The sequence below is a fragment of the Moorena sp. SIO1G6 genome (assembly GCF_010672795.1).
GTDB lineage: Bacteria > Cyanobacteriota > Cyanobacteriia > Cyanobacteriales > Coleofasciculaceae > Moorena > Moorena producens.
The window spans coordinates 1-17,412 of the sequence record NZ_JAAHFZ010000051.1 but is presented as its reverse complement, the minus strand read 5'-3'; the positions used below and the strand labels follow the sequence as shown (position 1 = coordinate 17,412).

The following is a 17,412-nucleotide window of genomic DNA, read 5'->3' as shown; positions in this document are numbered from 1 at the left end:
GTCTGGCTCTTGTGCCCCGATGTGAAATTTTTGGCTTTGTTTAGTTCATTTGTACTAAAAATAACCCAGATGTCTTCTTCTCAACCAGAAATACCAGAAATCAGGTCAGCAGACCTGTTTAATTTAGAAATGCCCACAAAATTCTTCGTAAGTCTAGGGACTGCTCCAATGCTTTTAGGTATACTCTCAATACAAGCTATGGGTTCATGGTTAGAAGCTACAGGTATTAGTAGTGAGGAAGTGTTTCGAGGGCAGAGATTGCCTGTTCTCCCTTTCCCAGATTTGGAAAGGGATGATCAAGATGATCAATAGTTTAAATTGACTTCAAATTTGCTGTTGTTTTTGCTATGGATGTACTACAAAGTTGCTCCTAGTCGTGGATACTGCCATCGGGCAAAACTGCCCCCCTTAGGTTTGCCCCTGTCAGTTTCACCAAAAGCTTACCATTAGAACCCACTTTAGCTCCACTCAAATCAGCTCCACTCAAATCAGCTCCACTCATGTCAGCTCCAATCAGATTAGCCTCTCGTAAGTTAGCATTACTGAGGTTAGCTTGAAATAAATTGGCTCTAAAGAGATTAGCACCTTCGAGGTTAGCCCCGGCAAGATTAACCCGATGGAGAAAGGCATCTTTTAGGTTAGCTTGACTTAAGTTAGCGGATTGGAGATTCCGATTTGAGAAGTCTCTTTCTTTGAGGTCTGCTCCCCTAAAATCAGCACCACTCAAGTCAGGAGGGGCTTTGGGAGCCCGAGATTGAGCGGTCGTGGATGGCTGGGTTCTAGAGTTACCAGGGGGCTGGGCAGTCCGAGCTTGGGCTTGAGTAGTCCGGGGTTGAGCGGTCGTCGATGGTTGGGCTCCAGAGTTACTAGGGGGCTGGGCAGTCCGAGCTTGGGCTTGAGTAGTCCGAGGTTGAGCGGTCGTCGATGGTTGGGCTCTAGAGTCAGCAGGGGGCTGGGCAGTCCGAGCTTGGGCTTGAGTAGTCCGAGGTTGGGCGGGAGTGTATGGTTGGGCTCTAGCGTTAGTAGGGGTCTTGGGAGTCCGAGGTTGAGCGGTCGTCGATGGTTGGGCTCTAGATCGTTCTGGTTGTTTGTATTTGTAATAGTTTGGTGGGTTTGGCTGGGCTGATGGTGGTGGTTTTGGTCTGGGATTTGAATTACGATAATTCCGATACGGTGTTCTGCCCCTAGCTTGTGTTTGTGAAGCAGTGGGTGATTTATGATGCGATCGCAATTTTTCTCGTGCCTGATTGAGTAACTTAAGTTTTTCTTCAGCTTTTTGCTTGAGGCGAGGATTATCCTCAGGCACACGATCGGGATGCCAAATAAATGCCAAATCCTTGTAAGCCTGGTTCACTTCTTCCGGTGATGCTCCAGGCTCCAGTTCAAGAACTCTATAGCATTGCTCTAGCTCATTTTGCTTCACCACCATATTATGTGTAACCTAGCGACTTTTCCTTTCTCGACTCTAGACTATCAACTATAGGCTTGCTTGTGTTGTTCCCTATAGTCTAAAGACTACAGCCTAGGTAAGCATTCAGCTATCAGCATTCAGCTATCAGCATTCAGCTATCAGCATTCAGCTATCAGCATTCAGTTACAAGCTATCAGCCATCAGCTAATGCGCTACGCGCACGCTTGGCCAAAGGCCACGCTGCTTGAGGTGCGAACAGCTATCAGCTATCAACCAAAGGCCAACGGCTGACCGCTGACTGCTGACTGCTGACTGCTGATAACTGACCGCTGATAACTGACCGCTGATAACTGACCGCTGACCGCTAACTACGGTTCAATGCCTTACTGCAGGATTGTAGCTACTTCTTTGGCAAAATAGGTCAAAATTAAGTCAGCACCAGCCCGCTTCATGCTAGTCAGGGTTTCCATCATGACTTTTTTCTCATCAATCCAACCATTCTGACCGGCTGCTTTAATCATGGCGTACTCACCACTAACATTGTATGCAGCAACGGGTAAATTAGTATGCTGTCTAACCCGGTGGATAACATCCATATAGGCTAACGCTGGCTTAACCATGACCATATCTGCCCCTTCTGAGATATCCAAGTCAATTTCTTTGAGGGCTTCAAGGGCGTTAGCGGGATCCATTTGGTAAGTCTTTTTGTCACCAAATTTAGGAGCTGAATCTAGGGCATCCCGGAATGGACCATAATAAGCGGAGGCGTATTTAGCGGAATAGGCCAGAATTCCGACATCAGTGTAGCCCTCACCATCTAGAGCTTTACGAATTGCACCAATGCGTCCATCCATCATGTCGGAAGGTGCAACCATATCTGCCCCAGCTGCAGCTTGAGATAGGGCCATTTTTATCAACACTTCCACGGTGGCGTCATTTAGGATAGTGCCATCTTCGGTGACAATGCCATCATGACCATCACTGGAAAAGGGATCAAGGGCAACATCGGTAATTACCATCAGCTCTGGAACTTCTTGCTTAATTGCTCTGATGGTGCGTTGGATTAATCCATCAGGGTTGTAGCTTTCAGTACCGGTAGCATCTTTCAAGTCCTGGGGAATGAGGGGGAAAAGTGCGATCGCATTAATCCCCAGTTCAAATGCCTCGGTTACTTCTTTGAGCAATAAGTCCAGAGAATAGCGGTAACACCCTGGCATGGACTTAACCTCTGGTTTTAGACCCTGACCTTCCATCACAAATACTGGATAAATCAGGTCATTAACCGTCAGTTGAGTCTCTTGGACCATCCGACGAAAGGCTGCTGTACGGCGCAGACGTCGAGGCCGATGGGTTAATTGGAGTTGGTCAGAAGCTATTGACTTGTCGATCAAGTTGGGTAAGGACATAGTGAATCCGGTAGTAGATGTGAACTTGAGTTAAGTCTGTTAAATTCGTGAAGTTCATTATCAAGCATTTTGGTTTCAAAAATTATTCTGCGCAATAAAACTTTGATTTTGCCGGTTTACTTGACTAGTGACGGTGGCTTATCAGCAATTAAGGTAGTGGTTACTTAACGGGAGTAAGGGATAATAGGGTGATCGCTCTGGGGGCAGATCAGCTGCTAGATTTACTGGCAGGACTTCCGCCAAGCTGGACTGGAAACGTTATAACTAGTAGGGTATGTTATTAATTCACCCTACTGGACTGACACCTTTGAATTCAAACTCTTTTGAGAATAGAATTCCAGTTTTTTGACCCGTTGTAGCCGTACATATCCTGATAGTAGGTATCTATCAGATACTCGTCTTCGTGGTTTTGCAACCAATCCCTCAAGTCATCCATTTTGTTAGCTCCTTGCTCCATCTCGTCGCGGTCATCCCAACTATCCTGCCATAATCCCCAGTGGACTTTGTTGGTATCTTCAACAATCAGGTAATCTCCGCTCCTGAGACCTGAGGCGTGAAAATATTCCAAAATTCCCGCTAGATTAATATGGGCATCTTCTATAATCAACCAAGGATGAGGGAGTGCACAGAGTAATTCCGAAGGAAAAGCTGCACTAATATTGTTACAATCTCCCTGGATAAAATTAATCCGAGAGTCAGCTTTAGCTTTTTCGTCGAGCAGGGATAAATCTATATCCACAGAGTGAACCCGACCTTCTATCCCGAATACATCCAAACAATCGGCCAGCCAAATAGCCCCTCCACCATTGAATGCACCAATTTCGATAATTGTTTTCGGTTGCAGTTCGTACAGCAGCATTGGATAAAGTGCCATTTCCGTTATCCCTTTGGGCAGTACGATTCCCTTCCAGGTCTGTAAATAGCTATTTTCTAACAGAGGTTTCCAAGCATCGGTGGGAATATCGCATTCATCTTTGCGATCGCTAATTTTGACAAACCGATCAGCTTTTAACGGTTCTTGCTGGTGCTGGGCTTGTTGGATAATGGTTTGGTAGTTCATTTTACTTAACAAAATGATGTTTTTTGTCTCTCATTTAATTTGGGTGGCTTTTGGATTTTTAAAACATTTCCTTAACCTGGTAAAAATCCTGTCGTCCTGCAAAGTAGTTCCAATCCATATATGCTGTTTCCAGGTGTCTAGAGCCAGAACTGGCGTCAAAAGCTTTACGTCCGTGCATAATTCGGAAATTATGCACTAACAAGCAGTCTCCAGCTTGCATCCGAAAACAGTATTCGTAAGCCGGTTTTTTTAGGTAGCGAAAGAATCCATAGTAAGCTTCATAAAAGCTTTCCATCTGCTCGAATGGTAAATCTAATCCCAAATTTTTGTGGCTGAAGAAGATGTTAGTTACTTCCTCACTGTCGTTTAGTTTGATAATTGGCTTTGTCTGGGAAACATAATAATCCCAGTCCTGGTACAGTTGCCAAAACGTGACAGGGGTTTGAGTTAAAATTTCAAAGTACTGGGGATGATCTTGACGAAAATCGTGAGCCACACGAAAACCGTCTACTACGGTTGATTCACCTCCAGAAGCTTGATTTTCTACACAATAGAGTAGTTGGACAATGGGTGGGGTAGGCAAGAAGGTGATATCGGTATGGGGTGATAAGGCATTACCCGCTGCTGAGAGAGACAAGTCTTGACCATTTGGGATAGCCTTAACTGTGGAGTAGCGTCCGTATTGAGCTAGATAGTAAATTGGTCCAATGGAAGAGACGAAAGTCTCTAACTTCTCCCAAGGCATTTTTCGCAATAGGGTAAACCCTAGGGTAGAAAGTTGATTCATCCAGAATTCAAAAGAACAATTACCATATTCACACCACTCTGGTGGATTGGCATCTAACCAAGCTTTGTCCCAAAGTTGCTTTTCCCTAGGAGATAAACTGGGTTCCGGTTTGGGGTCGTAGGCACGACTCAGGAGCCAAGATCGGGGAAAAATACTGCGGTGGGGAGGGTCTTCATCCCAGTCAATGATGAGTTTTTCATCTTGGAACTGCACGGATTTGGGTTTTGGCAGTTCTAGGCGATCGCTGAGATCGTTAATTTTCTGAAACGAACTAGGATGATAACACCGAGGACACAAACAATGGTCATATAACCAGATGTAATGAAACCGCTTCCCGCCAAGGGTTAGGAAGCGATCGCTTTGAATTAACTCTTTATAGTCTAATTTCAACATTTGTTTTTATGTTCCTTCTAGTTTGATACCAAGAACTAGCAAACTTTATATGCCCAGACTTGTAAATAAATATCTGGTTCAGCTTCCGGTAGGTTGGCAAATGGCTCTCCTTTTTCAACTAACTTCCACTTACCAGAAGCTTCTAGGGCTGCTTGCTTGTCTTTAAAATCACTATTCTGGTAATAATCGGGACGAATAGTAAAAATGATATATCCCCCTGGCTTAGTAATACGAATTAGTTCATCAAAACCACTGCTGGGAGCATGGCCTAATGTGAACGTTCCGACGCTAAGAATCCCATCAAAGGTGTCCGTTGCCAACGCTAAAGGTTCGCCCAATATTCCTTGGTGAAGTGCGCTGTAAACGTTCTTTTTTCTCGCTTCTTCCAGCATCCCTGCTGAAATATCCATTGCCTCTAGATTGCCATATCCGCGCTGATGAAGAACTTGCCCGACTAGCCCAGTTCCCGCCCCAGCATCTAATATCTTGGCTTCTTTAGAAAGATACTTGACCAAAACCTCGACGGCGGGTTCGGGTCCGGTATAGTTTTCAGGCAACAAATCTTGCTCATACTCCTTAGCCCATACATCATACCTTTCGGCTAATTCTTGATTGTTTTGAGAACTGTATACCCAATGTACCGTATCTGTTTTTTTGCTCATACTTTTAATGAACACTATTTTCTACATTCTTAAGAGAGGTTTTAACGTAAGTTGCTAGTTACAAATGTTAAGTGTTAAGAACACCCCTAGCCCCCCTTGTTCTAAGCCCTTGGCTTATGCCCGAAGGGCTATAGGGGGACCAACGGGGGATCTCAAAAGATTAGGTATATAACTAGCAAATTGGGTTTTTAGTCATGAATTAGTTATACTATCCCCCCTCATAAAACCAGGATAGCTCTGGCTTTTTATCATGCTGTTTAGACTCTTTTCATAATTGAATTCCAACACTTTGAACCATTGTAACCAAATAAATATTGATAGTAAGTATCAATTCGATAATCGTTTGTATACTTTAGCAAAAAATATTTAACACAATTATTTTTTTCTTGTTTTGCCTCTCCATTATCTTCATCATTAAAACTTTCATTCCAATATTCCCAACAGTATAAGTTAGTATCCTCAACGATCAAGTAATCTCCTGTCTGTAAACCTTTTTGGTGAAAATATTCAAGGATTCCAACTATATTGAAGTGAGCATCTTCTATTACCAACCAAGGGTGGGGAAGTCCAGAAAGCATCTCGGCAGGAAATACTTCATCAATTTTGTAGGAATCTCCTTCTAAAAAATGAATGCGCTCGTCTTTTTTTGCTTTTTCATCTAAAAAAGATAGATTTATATCAACCGAGTAGATCTGACCTTCAATCCCAAACAACTGCAAATTGTCTGCTAGCCAAACTGCACTTCCACCGTTAAATGCACCAATTTCGATAATTGTTTTTGGTCGTAGTTCGTACATTAGCATCGGATAAATAACCATTTCCATGGCGCTTTTCTGAATATGTAAATCTTTCCAATGCTGTTTGTAGCTGCTTTTGAGGAGAGTTTCCCAAACTGGTGTGGGAATATCCCCGCGCTCTTGGCGAATCTCAATACTCGCAAACCGATCTACCCTAGATAACTCTTTTTTATGAGGTTTTTCTTGGCTTAAGCTTTGATAGCCAAATATATCCTGTGCTTTTGACATTCTTTTTCTCCTGTTTTTTTGACCGAACGTGATCACAAATTATATCAATTCCGGCTACATTGGGATAATATTCATTCTGCTTGGGGGAACTTCCGTTCTTAGTTTACTTATCCCGCTCAGCTTTGAGCTGTTCAGCTAAAATCCGAACGTGAGGCTCCATAATCATAGTGAAATGGTTACCTAGAAAAACATGCAATTTAACGGGTTGGGTAGAAAGCTGACCCCAGCCCCAAGTTGGATCTTCTTGAGTCATTTCCTGATTAGGTAAATAATCCCCTAAAGCACCAACCTCACTGGCTCGGAAGAAGTTAATCGGAATTGAATCAATCTTCTGGGGTAGATAGCTCGCACTGGCTTGAGTATTAGCCTTGTAAACTGCCAGAATTCGCTTCAACTCAGTTTGGCTCAACATTTGTCCAGACTTTTGCAATTGTTCCAGGAGATAGCTCAGTTGTTCATCCCCATCTAGAGACTGAAGTATTGTTGGCGAAATCTTGAGGTTTTGACCCAAAATACTTTCATAAATACTGGCTAGGTTGGTTATGCACTTGGTATTATCCCATTGAGCTGCATCCTTTTCTGGAGCCGGAACCTCTACCTGAATATCCATAATGGCCAGCATTGACACTTCCTGTCCTTGATTCCGTAATTGTTGAGCCATCTCAAATGCGACTTTTCCCCCGAAAGAATGACCACCTAGTAGATAGGGTCCGTTGGGTTGAACTGTTTGTACAGCTTTAATATGGTGGGCAGCTATATCTGCCATGCAAGTATAAGGTTGGAAGTCCTCCTCAAGACCGAGGGTACGCAAACCATATAACGGTTGTTCCGAACCTAGATGACGTGCCAACTGCTGGAACTCAAAGACATTGCCAAGAATTCCAGAAACCAAGAATAAAGGAGGCTTGGAACCCTGGGACTGAATGGGCACTAAGGTAGAAATGAAGGAGTCGTTACCAGTGGAGTTATTTTGGCTTGGTAGGCTTGGCGAATCGAGATCAGCAAAAACTTCTTGGGATAAATAATCAACCATTGCCTCTATGGTTGGATAGTCAAATACTAGAGTTGAACGTAGAGAGCAGCCCACGCTAGATTGGAGATGATTCCTCAACTCCACTGCCATCAGAGAATCTAGACCCAAATCAATTAACCTTTGCCCCAGTTCTATTTGATCTGGAGAACTTAATCCTAAGGTTTTAGCAATTTGGGTACGAACGCGCTCTACTAACAAATCCCGACGTTGGTTAGCAGGAACTGCCTCTAATTCTGTCTTAAAATCAAGATTTGTTTCCCTGACAGTAGTATTTACAGTAATATTTGGCGCAACATCTTCATAGAAAGGTGGCAGACTGTGGAATTGCTGTAGCCACTTGTCCCAATCCACTGACATTACACCTACTTGTGCTAGATCTTGTTGAAGCAGTTGTTCCAGTGCAAACAATCCCTGCTTTGGAGCTACGTTTGCCAGCCCCCAAGCAGCTATGCGCCCCTGATGGTCAGTACTCAGTTTTGCCCCCATTCCTATCTCACCCCAAGGTCCCCAATTAACGGTTAAAGCAGGTAATCCCAAGGCTTGACGATGAGCTGCTATGGAATCGAGAAAGGCATTAGCTGCCCCATAGCTCCCTAGACCGTGAGAACCTAACAAGGAGGAAATGGAGGAGAAACAGACAAAGAAATCCAAAGGCTGGTTTTGGGTAAGAGCATGTAGATTCCACGTTCCCTGCACTTTGGCAGCCAGAACTTGGGCAAAGCGCTGCCAATCTTGCTGCGACAGTCCGCTGAACTCAACAACTCCAGCGCAGTGAACTATACCCCCTAGAGGAAGCGAGGATTGCTCTATCTTAGTTAGTAACTCGGTAACTTGCCCTGCATTAGACACATCTGCTTGGGCTACTACCACCCGAGCACCTAAGTCTTCTAGCTTTCTTAACTTATGGTCGATCGCTGGTTTAGGACTACTTCGTCCTACTAGCACCAGGTTTTTTGCCCCTTGTGCTACCATCCACTGGGCTACCAGTAAACCTAAATCTCCTAAGCCACCAGTAATTAGATAGCTGCGATCGTTGTCAAACACCAGAGGCTTGTTTATTTCAACAACAGGGGATCGAGATACTAGCCTAGCTACATAACGAGCTTGCTTGCGAAATGCTACTTGGTCTTCTTTATCCTCTGACTGGATTTCTTCCCATAGGGTTTGTATCTCATCCACTGCTGGGTTGGGGTCTAAATCCACCAGGACGGAGTTGAATTCTGGGTATTCTAAACCAATAACTTTTCCCATGCCCCATAAGGGAGATTGAGCTACTCCAGGTACAGCAGGATTTGCTCCCACTGCTTGCGCTCCTCGGGTAGCAAACCACAAACGAGGAGGTTTACCATCTTGCTTCAGGAGAGTTTGGATTAGATATAAAGTACTGCCACAGCTAATCCTTGAGGCTAACTCTAGGTCAAGGGAGGAATCTAAGCTCCATAGATGTACTACCCCATCAATGTTGGAGATTTTCTCCCAGAGCTGCTGATAGTGTTGAGGGTTAGCAGGGTCTATCCTGAACTTGTGCTCAGCTATCTGTTCGTACTCCTTACCAGGGAAGACAACTGTACATCCCTGGTCTTGGGACTGGAGTAGGGCAACTAACTGCTGGCCAACTCCTTGAGCATCAGTAAATATCAGCCAGTTCTTCGGCTTGAGTAGTGCAGAACTCTGACGCTCTTTGATACGCCACTCTACCTGATAAAGGCAATTCTCTAGAGACTTCTCGGGGGTTTTGGTCAATGCTTCGTGGTGGCTTGTTTTACCGTTACCGTTACCATTACCATTACCATTACTATTCGGGTGAGTAAGTACTCCCTGGCGATACCAATCCGGAGCTTCTATCCAATAGTGCTGTCGCTGGAAGGGATAAGTGGGTAGTTGTTCCCGACAGCGCCCATAGTCAATATCAAAACCAAACCAATCTACCGATATTCCCTGGACATAGAGTTGACCCAAACTGGTCAGGAGCTGTTGCCAATCATCTTGTTGAGGACGCAAACTAGGCAGCCACAATCCCTGATGTTCCGGTAAACAGTCGCGACCCATTCCCAAGAGGATTGGTTTCGGACCAATCTCTAGCAATACTTCCACACCCTGCTGTTCTAAACTGTTTATACTAGCAGCAAATTGGACTGGCTGGAGAATATGACGACACCAATAACCTGGGGTTGCTATCTCTTCCGTTGCTACTTTACCAGTAACATTGGAAATCAACTTAATCTGTGGTGAAGAAAAGCTGATTTGTCGAGCCACTTGCTCAAACTCTTCCAGCATTGGCTCCATCAATGGCGAGTGGAAAGCATGGGATACGGTTAATTTCTTAGTTTTGATTCCCTTAGCTTCCAAAGTGGTAATAACTGCATTAATGGCTTCGCGTTTTCCAGAAATGACTATACTTTCAGGCCCATTAATAGCAGCAATAGAAACATCTTTTTCATAGGGTTTAATGACTGCGATCGCATCTTCTAATGAAGCCAATAAAGATACCATCTCCCCATCTTGAGGTAAAGCCTGCATAAGCCTTCCCCGTTCGGCAATCAGTTTCAGGCCATCTTCTAGACTAAACACTCCAGCCACACAAGCAGCGACATATTCCCCAACACTATGACCCATAACTACATCGGGTTCTATGCCCCAAGATTTCCACAACTGGAACAGGGCATATTCGATGGCAAATAAAGCCGGTTGGGTATAAGCCGTCTGATTCAGTGACCAGTTATCAGTGGCTAGTGACTGGTCAGAGTCGGGATAAAGTACTTCTAGTAAAGATTGGTCTAGATAAGAGCGCAGGATTTCGTCGCAGCGATCTAGGGCTTCTCGGAAAGTAGGTTGGGTTTCGTAGAGTTGACGACCCATGCCCACATACTGGGAACCTTGCCCAGTAAACAGAAAAGCGATCGCTTTTGGTTTTTGCTGAGTATTTACTACACCAACCATCGGTGGCTGAAAAGCTGCCAATTGTTCCTGTAGCTGCTGTTTAGATTCAGCTACAACGGCTAAACGATGGTTAAAGTCTTTGCGTCCTGTATTAGCCGTAAAACAAATATTTGCCAACTCTGCATCTTGATCACCATCAAGATAATTGACATAACGCTCTGCCAACTCTCGTAAAGCCTGATCTGTTTTCGCCGATAGTGTTAAAACATGCCAAGAACGCTCATTTTTTAATTTTGCATTTTTAATTTTGAATTGTTCCGGTGCTTCTTCCAAAATAATATGGGCATTGGTACCTCCCATACCAAAAGAACTTACCCCAGCACGGCGGGGAGTTCCATTTCTTTCCCATTCAGAAAGTTTTGTATTAACGTAGAAAGGGCTATTTTCAAAATCAATGTTGGGATTAGATTGTTTAAAGTGGAGCGTTGGCGGTATTTGCTTGTTTTTTAAGGCCAAGACTGTCTTAATCAGTCCAGCAATTCCTGCTGCTTCAATCAAATGTCCAATGTTAGTTTTTACTGAGCCAATGGCACAAAAGCGCCGAGACCCCGCGCCGCCGAAAGGCGCAAGGGAACGCTCGGCAAGACCGCCTTTTTTATCACTACTCTTGGCAAATGCTTGGCTTAGGGCTCCTATTTCAATCGGGTCTCCCAAAGCTGTTCCTGTGCCGTGGGTTTCTACATAAGTTACCGTACTAGCATCGACCTCAGCTTCTGCCATAGCCGATGAAATTACCTCTAGTTGACCTTCCACGCTGGGAGCTGTATAGCCCACCTTCAAGGCTCCATCATTATTAACTGCAGAACCTTTAATCACTGCTTGGATATTATCCCCATCTTCAATGGCTTTGCTGAGTAATTTGAGGATAACAATGCCAACTCCATTCCCAAACACAGTTCCCTTCGCTTCAGCATCAAAAGCTCGGCAGTGACCATCGTCAGAAAAAATCATATCCTCTTGATAGAGATAGCCCGTCTTCTGGGGAACTGTCACCGCAACACCTCCTGCCAGAGCTATGTCACATTCGCCGCTTTGCAGACTTTGGCAAGCCATATGTACTGCCACTAGGGAAGTAGAACAAGCGGTTTGTACGTTAACGCTCGGCCCAGTTAAATTCAACTTGTAAGAAACCCTTGTGGGCAGAAAATCCTTACCATTAGCTAACCTTACCTGAAGATCGAAGGCTGAACCTAAAAAGGTGCGTTGGGGGGAAAAACTACGGTTAGGATGAACATTGTTGATTAAGTAAGTATTCATGCCAGAACCAGCATAAACCCCTACTGATCCGGAATAGGTTTGAGGATTGTAGCCAGACGTTTCTAGAGCTTCCCAAGCGCATTCTAAGAAAATTCGCTGTTGGGGATCCATAATTTCTGCTTCCTTGGCGCTGTAGCCAAAGAAAGAAGCATCAAACTCCTCAACACCAGGTAAAACGGCTCCCGCCTTGACGTAGTTAGGATCGTTGAATAAGGTGGTGTCCTCTAATTCCAATTCCTGCTCACCAAAAAAGGAAATGGATTCAATCCCATTTCGCAGATTTTGCCAAAATTCATCAATATTATTAGCACCTGGGAAACGACCAGACATGCCAATGATGGCTATTTCCGTTCCAGTAATGGTACGCCTTTTCTTTGGTTTACGGTCACTCAGAGCTAGTTCTTCTTTTTGTACCTTACTTAAATTTTGAGCCAAACTCTGTATGGTTGGGTATTGAAACAGCTTGACAATGGATAGTTGGGAGCCAAAAGTTCCTGTTAATTTGTTATAAACCTGGGTCAGAAGTAAAGAATTACCACCTAGTTCAAAGAAATTATCCTTAATCCCCACTACCTCTAACTGCAGAACTTCCTGCCATACCTTAGCGATAACTTGCTCTGTTTCTGACTGGGGTCTCACTAGAGCTGTTGCCAAATCGGGACGAGACCGGTCTGGGGCAGGCAGTGCCCGGCGATTTACCTTGCCATTGGGGGTCAGAGGCATTTCCTCTAGGGTCACAAAGCCAGCCGGAACCATGTAGTCCGGTAGATTTTTGTGCAAATAACGGCGTAATTCTGGTTCCAATTGGCTGGCTACTTGTCCTTGTAAGGGATTATTAGCATAGGCTGTCCAGGGCAGATGACCAGATGACTTCATGGGGAACTTGGGTGCAAATGTGCCTTTTTGAAATAAAACATCATAGCAACCCTTAGTTTGGGAGTCAGACCAGTTAATAGCAATGGTATAAGGCAGTTGATCGCTCAATTCCCACCAATCTTCTGGTTCTATGGCATCAAGCTTTAACTGTTGGAGGTTTTCCCTTAGTTGACCTACTGTGGCAGTTTCTCCATTGTGCAGCAGTTCCAGAAGCTGAATTTCTTCAGACAAACGGCCATTAGGTACTCCCAATACACCTAGGACCTCTGGCTCTTCTGCCACCAGTAGTTCCTGGATACCACTCAATTGGTTATCATTACCATTAGCTTTCGCCTCTTCCCAGTTTAACCAGCTTGGCTCTGCTGTAGGAGAAATATCTTTACCGACATGAAGAATCGCATCATAGCGGAATTTGCTCATTTCATTCTGGTAACGCCCCCGCCTGAGCTGTATTTGGACGTCACTAATTTGGGGAAGATGTGCCCCCAAGGCGGTGAAAAAGCCCGGGTCGATGGCCATTTGCCCCTCTTGGACTATGGCTTTGCGCACTCGCTGCAGCAATTGCTTTTTGGTCAAGGAGGTGGGAGCTTGCTGCAGTTGCACAGAGGCGTGGAAAGCTTCTAACAAGGGCAAACTACGTACATCTCCGATGAAAATGCTTCCCCCAGGTTTTAGCAACTTCGCTGCGGTTTCAATCACGTCTACTAAGTAATCAATACCGGGGAAAAGTTGCACCACTGAGTTAATGATTAAGGTGTCAAATTCTCCGACCTCAATTTCCTCAAACGCTTTGTCAGCATAACCCTGGCGCAGCTCTACATGAGACCAACTGCCCTCCAATTTATCCATCTGTTCCTGGATATAGCGCAGGGCTTGGGGAGCAATATCTACACCGCAGTAAGAGGAACAGTGGGGAGCAACACGAAATAACAACATCCCAGTACCGCAACCAATTTCTAGTACGCGGTTGGGTTTACAGGAGAGAATCCTCTCAACTGTCCCCTCTACCCATTCGCGCATGTGGGCGGCTGGGATAGGCGCACCGGTATAGCTGTCGTTCCAACCACTGATGTTGAAGGTGGGATCGGCTTCAGTTGCTTCTTGGCTATAAGCCAGGTTCCACAACTCTTGCCATTGCTCTTGGATAGCTTGGGCTTCGCTTTCGTCTGTATCTTCACTACCTTGGTAGTTGGGATTGGGAACAATATAAGCTACCAGGCGTTTATCCCCTCCTGAAACACCATTGCCTTGGTTTTCCTGGGCAACAACGACACTTTGATTTACCCCAGCATGTCGGTTCAGCACTGATTCGATTTCTCCAAGTTCAATGCGGAAGCCGCGAACTTTTACTTGATGATCGATACGACCGAGAAACTCGATCTTGCCATCGGGCAAGTAACGGGCTAAATCTCCAGTTTTGTAGAGGCGTTCTGATTTTGATTGATCAAAGGGATTGGTAATAAATTTTTCTTTGGTTAAATCTGGACGATTACGATAACCTCTAGCCAGCCCGGCTCCACCAATGTGTAGTTCGCCAGCGACTCCAACCGGAACTGGCATAAGATGGGCATCGAGGATATAGATTTGCGTATTGGCAATGGGTTGGCCGATTGATTCTGGAGCATCTAATCCTGGTTGGGATTGCCTGCCTTTAGCTACTTCATGGACAGTTGACCAGATAGTGGCTTCTGTCGGACCGTACATATTCCACAGGGAAGCTTTCCTCGAGAGGAGCTGATCCGCCAGTTCTGAGGGTAACGCTTCGCCACCACAAAGGATTTTTAACCCTGGGATACCTTCCCAACCGGATGCTAAAAGCAAATACCAGGTGGCTGGAGTGGCTTGCATCACCGTAGCGTCACAATCTTTGATCAGTTTCCCCAACAACTGCCCGGAAGAAGCTACTTCACGGCTGACCAAAACGATCTTGGCTCCAACACTAAGGGGCAGGTAAAGTTCTAGTCCGGCAATATCAAAGGATATGGTGGTAACTGCTACCAGAGTATCCCGTGACCTTAATCCAGGCCGTTGGGCCATCGAAGTTAAAAAGTTGACTACGGATTGATGAGGAATTTGCACTCCCTTAGGTTTGCCTGTGGAACCAGAGGTGTAGATCGTATAAGCTAAGTTTTCCGGCTTTACGCCACTATCGGTGTTTCCCTGGCTTTGTTGAGAAATTAGTTCCCAATCAGTATCTAAGCAAACTATTGTTAATTTTTCTTTGTCGGCAACTAATGACTCTTGATTGGTAACTAAGGACGAATGAGTCAATAATACTGGTGCTTGGGCATCTTCTAACATATAGGCCAAGCGCTCTTGGGGATAGGCTGGATCTAAGGGCACATAAGCCCCACCTGCTTTAAGGATTGCCAATAGTCCCACCAGCATTAAATGCGTTCGCGAAGCGGCTCTGAAGGAGCTTCGCTCTACACAAATACCCACTAATACTTCTGGCCCTACACCCAGTTCTTGCAAATAGTGGGCCAGTTGATTGGCTCGTTGGTTAAGTTCTCGGTAACTTAGTTGTTCTTGTTCAAATACTACAGCTACTGCATCTGGGGTGCGTTCAGCTTGCTCTTCAAACAACTGATGGATACACTTGTCCTGGGGATAGTCTGCTGAGGTATCGTTCCACTCCACCAGCAGTTGCTGCCGTTCGGCTTCAGTTAATAGGGGCAAGGTAGAAATTGACTGCTCCGGATTGGCAATCATTCCCTCTAGCAAGGAAAGCCAATGCCCCAACATTCGCCTAATTGAGTCGGATTTAAATAACTCTGTGTTGTATTCCCAGCTTAATCTTAATTTTCCTTCTGTTTCTTTAGCTACCACCACTAAATCGCACTGGCTGGTGTAGGCTGAGATTTCTTTGAGTTCTGCTTCACTAATTCCTGTCTGTGACAGAGGGAATGGTTGATCGCACCACACCAACATCACTTGAAAAATCGGGGCTTTTGCTAATTCTTCTGCTAATTCTTGATTGCTGTTAATCCCCTTGAGGACTTCCTCAAATGGGTAATCTCGATATAAGGCCGCTTCTTCAACGGTTTGGCTAACCCGCTTTAAAACTTCTTTCCCACTGATATCACTGCTTTCATCACTGCTTAGATCTGTCCGCAAGGCAATCGGATTAATCCTAACTCCACTCTTGTGTTCCCCTGACTGGGAGCTCTTCAATCCCCTGGTTTCTTTTACACTAGTTGCCACAGACCCGATGATGATATCTTCGATGCCCGTATAACGGAGCAACATAATTTTCAAGGCGGTCAGGAGGACGGTAAATGGGCTGACCTTGAAGCGATCGCTTAGGGTTTTTAGGTCTTGGTAAAACTCTCTATCCAGCTTGGTGACTTCTGTTGCTACCTTTACCGATGACACCGATAAACGTGGATAATCTATTGGGATTTCTAACACTGGTAAATCCCCTGAGAGCCTTTGCTGCCAGTAGGTTCTTTGTTCGGTTAGATTGATTTTTGGTTCAATCGTTGTCCCTGTAACCATTACACAATCCCAAGTTTTTCAAACACTAGATACCTTAAACGATAATCAGAGATAAATCAAGGGTGAGCTGCTGAAAACTACTCTCAACTCCTTAACTGATAGTAGGGCTGTGACATTGCTCGTCCAAGATAGATGGGGAGATGGGGCGATTGTTATTAAGGGGAATTATCGGGACATGATATTACTCATTAGGTTGAAGCCAAACCGGGAATAGTTTCTAGTTTAGCTGGCTGTTTGGTCGATAATTAGTTATAATTAAAAACTTTTACTTTTTCCCTTTGACCCTGTTATCAACGGTGAACAGGAATTTTGGGATGCTCTGTAGGAGCTGCGAAGCGAAGGCTAATTTCTGGTCAATAAATCTGTCCTAATCGTTTCTAAGAGGGGTAAAACAGTGCTGCTCGGATAGTATAGCACTACGCATTAAGGTGTTTGACATTGATCAAAGCTGACAAAGTGCGACCCGTGGCGAATTAAATTCTTAATGCGGAAAGCGCACCTAAGCTAATGCACGTCAACTTTTGCCTCTTGCCTGTTGCCTCTTGCCTTGCGCGTAGCGCTATACCGACCGATAATTTTGACCTTCGCGCAAGCCTGTGCGCCTTAGCTCACCTTAAACTTTACCCCAGTAATAAGGGAGAGAGGGCTTATTGCCATCAACCCTGCCAAGGATTATCCCACAGTCAATCAATTCCCTTGTTTCGAACTTACTAGACGAGTTAAACTATTAAAGTTCCTGTTCTACCGTAAGCTATTAGATAAAATCCGAGTATGATACATGCTGGTGTAAGTGAATTAAAACAAGCTTTTCATAAGCATCTTGCAGCTCATACCTCTGTTACTGGTTCTTCTTCCTATCTTTTGCTGTTTTATGCTGCGGAATGTGGACTCAAGAGTATTTGCTTGAGAAGAAACAACTTACGAACCACAAAATCCTTTGGGTGTGGCTCTTTTGGAAAGACGTTTGGTCAGGTTTAGAGAGGTATCGGAAGAGTAGGAGGAGCAGTAATAGAGCAACGAGCTTGAATTAGTCGTTTCATCAAAGGAAGGCCATCTTTGTACAA

Annotated in this window: 8 protein-coding genes; 1 reads left to right on the top strand and 7 read right to left on the bottom strand. The window is 44.8% G+C overall.

Annotated features, from left to right (window positions below):
* Nucleotides 1–69 precede the first annotated feature (69 nt).
* On the top strand, nt 70–312 hold the full coding sequence (locus tag F6K63_RS29090) for a hypothetical protein (RefSeq protein ID WP_044492433.1): 243 nt from the start codon (nt 70–72) through the stop codon (nt 310–312).
* 58 nt (nt 313–370) lie between these two features.
* On the opposite strand, the gene F6K63_RS29085 is transcribed toward F6K63_RS29090, so the two are convergent.
* The 7 genes from F6K63_RS29085 to F6K63_RS29055 all read right to left on the bottom strand — a co-directional run bounded on the left by F6K63_RS29085 (nt 371) and on the right by F6K63_RS29055 (nt 16,348).
* A complete protein-coding gene (locus F6K63_RS29085) occupies nt 371–1,423 on the bottom strand; it encodes a pentapeptide repeat-containing protein (RefSeq protein ID WP_287313870.1) in 1,053 nt (350 codons plus the stop codon).
* 371 nt (nt 1,424–1,794) lie between these two features.
* Nucleotides 1,795–2,817: a porphobilinogen synthase gene (hemB, locus tag F6K63_RS29080; protein ID WP_287266181.1), complete on the bottom strand. Its 1,023-nt coding sequence runs from the start codon at nt 2,815–2,817 to the stop codon at nt 1,795–1,797.
* Nucleotides 2,818–3,130: 313 nt separating this feature from the next.
* Nucleotides 3,131–3,877: a CmcI family methyltransferase gene (locus tag F6K63_RS29075; protein ID WP_287313869.1), complete on the bottom strand. Its 747-nt coding sequence runs from the start codon at nt 3,875–3,877 to the stop codon at nt 3,131–3,133.
* A 58-nt stretch (nt 3,878–3,935) separates the two neighbouring features.
* On the bottom strand, nt 3,936–5,057 hold the full coding sequence (locus F6K63_RS29070) for a TauD/TfdA family dioxygenase (RefSeq protein ID WP_071107672.1): 1,122 nt from the start codon (nt 5,055–5,057) through the stop codon (nt 3,936–3,938).
* A 35-nt stretch (nt 5,058–5,092) separates the two neighbouring features.
* Nucleotides 5,093–5,719, bottom strand: a complete 627-nt coding sequence (locus F6K63_RS29065; protein WP_287257426.1) for a class I SAM-dependent DNA methyltransferase — start codon at nt 5,717–5,719, stop codon at nt 5,093–5,095.
* A gap of 257 nt (nt 5,720–5,976) precedes the next feature.
* Nucleotides 5,977–6,744 (bottom strand): CmcI family methyltransferase, encoded by a 768-nt coding sequence (locus tag F6K63_RS29060; RefSeq protein WP_287313868.1) that lies wholly within the window; start codon nt 6,742–6,744, stop codon nt 5,977–5,979.
* Nucleotides 6,745–6,847: 103 nt separating this feature from the next.
* Entirely contained in the window at nt 6,848–16,348 is a 9,501-nt protein-coding gene (locus F6K63_RS29055) for a non-ribosomal peptide synthetase/type I polyketide synthase (protein WP_287313867.1), read from the bottom strand.
* Nucleotides 16,349–17,412 lie beyond the last annotated feature (1,064 nt).

Bases quoted from the DNA above. Each gene is read 5' to 3' on its own strand.
- F6K63_RS29090 (WP_044492433.1), top strand. From the start codon at position 70: ATGTCTTCTTCTCAACCAGAAATACCAGAAATCAGGTCAGCAGACCTG.
- hemB (WP_287266181.1), bottom strand. From the start codon at position 2,817: ATGTCCTTACCCAACTTGATCGACAAGTCAATAGCTTCTGACCAACTC.
- F6K63_RS29075 (WP_287313869.1), bottom strand. From the start codon at position 3,877: ATGAACTACCAAACCATTATCCAACAAGCCCAGCACCAGCAAGAACCG.
- F6K63_RS29070 (WP_071107672.1), bottom strand. From the start codon at position 5,057: ATGTTGAAATTAGACTATAAAGAGTTAATTCAAAGCGATCGCTTCCTA.
- F6K63_RS29065 (WP_287257426.1), bottom strand. From the start codon at position 5,719: ATGAGCAAAAAAACAGATACGGTACATTGGGTATACAGTTCTCAAAAC.
- F6K63_RS29060 (WP_287313868.1), bottom strand. From the start codon at position 6,744: ATGTCAAAAGCACAGGATATATTTGGCTATCAAAGCTTAAGCCAAGAA.
- F6K63_RS29055 (WP_287313867.1), bottom strand. From the start codon at position 16,348: ATGGTTACAGGGACAACGATTGAACCAAAAATCAATCTAACCGAACAA.